At 52.4% G+C, this 2,904-nt stretch carries 1 rRNA gene; it reads left to right on the top strand.

The features are described 5' to 3' along the window. Window positions 1-2,903 (top strand): 23S ribosomal RNA (locus GXN74_RS14130). The last annotated feature ends 1 nt before the right edge of the window (window position 2,904 follow it).

The following is a 2,904-nucleotide window of genomic DNA, read 5'->3' as shown; positions in this document are numbered from 1 at the left end:
GGTCAAGCTAATAAGAGCGTAGGGTGGATGCCTTGGCACTAGGAGCCGAAGAAGGTCGCGATAAGCTGCGAAAAGCTTTGGGGAGGCGCAAATAGCCATTGATCCAGAGGTCACCGAATGGGGAAACCCGGCTGAGAGAACCTCAGTCACTGCATGTTGAATACATAGGCATGCAGAGGGAACCCGGGGAACTGAAACATCTAAGTACCCGGAGGAAGAGAAAGAAACATCGATTTCCTAAGTAGCGGCGAGCGAAAGGGAAAGAGGCCAAACCGAAGAACCTGGTTCTTCGGGGTTGCGGACTGCGTAAAGCATTTGCGAGTTTTAGCCGAATGGTTTTGGGAAAGCCAGTCGCAGAGGGTGAAAACCCCGTAGGCGAAAAGACGAGCAAGCGGGCAGGATCCAGAGTAGCGCGAGACACGAGAAACCTTGCGTGAAGCAGGGGGGACCACCCCCCAAGCCTAAATACTACCTAGTGACCGATAGCGCATAGTACTGTGAAGGAAAGGTGAAAAGAACCCCGGGAGGGGAGTGAAAAAGAACCTGAAACCCTATGTTTACAAGCAGTCGAAGCACGTTAAGGTGCGACGGCGTACTTTTTGTAGAACGGTCCGGCGAGTTGCGTATGTTGGCGAGGTTAAGCACTCAAGGTGCGGAGCCGAAGGGAAACCAAGTCTGAATAGGGCGTCAAGTCAGGGTACGCAGACCCGAAACCGGGTGACCTACCCATGGTCAGGTTGAAGTTACCGTAAAAGGTAATGGAGGACCGAACGCACATGTGTTGAAAAACGTGGCGATGAACTGTGGGTAGCGGAGAAATTCCAATCGAACCCGGAGATAGCTGGTTCTCCTCGAAATAGCTTTAGGGCTAGCCTTGATGGAGTCTAATGGAGGTAGAGCACTGAATTGCCTAGGGGGCCTCACAGCTTACCGAAGCATATCAAACTCCGAATGCCATAAAGATGCTCATCAGGAGTCAGACTACGCGAGATAAGTTGGGTAGTCAAAAGGGAAAGAGCCCAGACCGCCAGCTAAGGTCCCAAAGTGTGTGTTAAGTGGAAAAGGATGTGGGATTTCGAAGACAACTAGGATGTTGGCTTAGAAGCAGCCACGCATTGAAAGAGTGCGTAATAGCTCACTAGTCGAGAGGTCCTGCGCCGAAAATGTCCGGGGCTAAAACACAACACCGAAGCTGCGGCTTGGCATTACAAGTAATGCCAGGGGTAGAGGAGCATTGCCAGGGCAACGAAGCCGTATCGGAAGAAGCGGTGGAGTCCTGGGAAGAGAGAATGCCGGAATGAGTAGCGAGAGAGAAGTGAGAATCTTCTCGGCCGAATATCCAAGGTTTCCAAAGTAAAGCTGATCTTCTTTGGGTAAGTCGGGACCTAAGGTGAGGGCGAAAGCCGTAGCCGATGGACAACAGGTTGAAATTCCTGTACCTCGTATGAACAGAACTGTGGGGACACAGAAGGATAGGAAGAGCTGGGAATGGAAAAACCAGTACAAGCACAAAGGACAGGCCCTCAGGCAAATCCGGGGGTTGATTCTGAAGTGTGATGTGGAGCGAAGTCAAGTAGCGAAGCTTCTGAATCCAAGCTGTCGAGAAAAGCCGCTATTGCTTCATACGAGCCCGTACCGTAAACCGACACAGGTGGATGAGGAGAGAATCCTAAGGCCGACGGGAGAAGCGTTGTTAAGGAACTCGGCAAAATGACCCCGTAACTTCGGGAGAAGGGGTGCCTGCGAGAGCAGGCCGCAGAGAATAGGCCCAAGCGACTGTTTAGCAAAAACACAGGTCTCTGCAAAACCGAAAGGTGAAGTATAGGGGCTGACGCCTGCCCGGTGCTGGAAGGTTAAGGGGAGAGGTTAGACGCAAGTCGAAGCTTTGAACTTAAGCCCCAGTAAACGGCGGCCGTAACTATAACGGTCCTAAGGTAGCGAAATTCCTTGTCGGGTAAGTTCCGACCCGCACGAAAGGCGTAACGATTTGGGCACTGTCTCGACAACGCGCCCGGTGAAATTGTAGTACCGGTGAAGATGCCGGTTACCCGCGATAGGACGGAAAGACCCCATGGAGCTTTACTCTAGCTTGATACTGGGATTCGATATTACATGTACAGGATAGGAGGGAGACGTTGAAGCATGGACGCCAGTCTGTGTGGAGTCGCCGTTGGGATACCTCTCTTGTAGTATTGGGTTTCTAACCCAGGTCCATGAACTGGATCGGGGACAATGTCAGGTGGGGAGTTTGACTGGGGCGGTCGCCTCCGAAAGAGTATCGGAGGCGCTCAAAGGTCACCTCAGAATGGTTGGAAACCATTCGCAGAGCGCAAAGGCAGAAGGTGGCTTGACTGCGACACCGACGGGTGGAGCAGGTACGAAAGTAGGACTTAGTGATCCGGTGGTATGAAAGTGGGATTGCCATCGCTCAACGGATAAAAGCTACCCTGGGGATAACAGGCTTATCACTCCCAAGAGTTCACATCGACGGAGTGGTTTGGCACCTCGATGTCGGCTCATCGCATCCTGGGGCTGTATTAGGTCCCAAGGGTTGGGCTGTTCGCCCATTAAAGCGGTACGCGAGCTGGGTTCAGAACGTCGTGAGACAGTTCGGTCCCTATCCGTCGTGGGCGCAGGATATTTGAGAGGAGCTGTCCTTAGTACGAGAGGACCGGGATGGACTGACCTCTGGTGTATCTGTTGTCATACCAATGGCATAGCAGAGTAGCCATGTTGGGAAGGGATAAACGCTGAAGGCATCTAAGCGTGAAGCCCCCCTCAAGATAAGATATCCCATCCGTAAGGAGTAAGACCCCTGGAAGACTACCAGGTTGATAGGTTGGAGGTGTACGCATGGCAACATGTTCAGCTGACCAATACTAATCGGTCGAGGGCTTGACCTAG

Origin of the sequence: Anaerotalea alkaliphila (assembly GCF_010179735.1) — a bacterium.
GTDB lineage: Bacteria > Bacillota > Clostridia > Lachnospirales > Vallitaleaceae > Anaerotalea > Anaerotalea alkaliphila.
The sequence above is the reverse complement of the archived record's forward strand: the minus strand, read 5'-3'. Positions and strand labels throughout refer to the sequence as shown.